The organism is Erwinia plantamica (assembly GCF_043420595.1).
GTDB lineage: Bacteria > Pseudomonadota > Gammaproteobacteria > Enterobacterales > Enterobacteriaceae > Erwinia > Erwinia aeris.
Genome location: NZ_JBGCUC010000149.1, coordinates 1 through 335, shown reverse-complemented (window position 1 = coordinate 335; position 335 = coordinate 1). Strand labels below are relative to the sequence as shown.

1 tRNA gene is annotated in these 335 nt (G+C 50.7%); it reads left to right on the top strand.

Annotated elements, in window-relative coordinates:
• Positions 1 to 261 precede the first annotated feature (261 nt).
• Positions 262 to 334 (top strand) — tRNA-Thr (locus AB3U87_RS22560).
• Position 335 lies beyond the last annotated feature (1 nt).

The following is a 335-nucleotide window of genomic DNA, read 5'->3' as shown; positions in this document are numbered from 1 at the left end:
CAGAAGTGAAACGCCGTAGCGCCGATGGTAGTGTGGGGTCTCCCCATGCGAGAGTAGGGAACTGCCAGGCATCAATTTATAAGCAGTAAACTGGTATTACGAGGCAGTTCACTACTCTCAGAGAGTAGGACAAACAAGCCGCAGGGCGAAGTTTGAACGTTGCGATGCAACGGCCCGTAGGGTGAACAAAGGTTCATCAACTGCCAGGCATCAAATTAAGCATTAAGCGTGACTATTCCGCTTACTGTAAGTAATAAGCGTGCTGATATGGCTCAGTTGGTAGAGCGCACCCTTGGTAAGGGTGAGGTCCCCAGTTCGACTCTGGGTATCAGCAC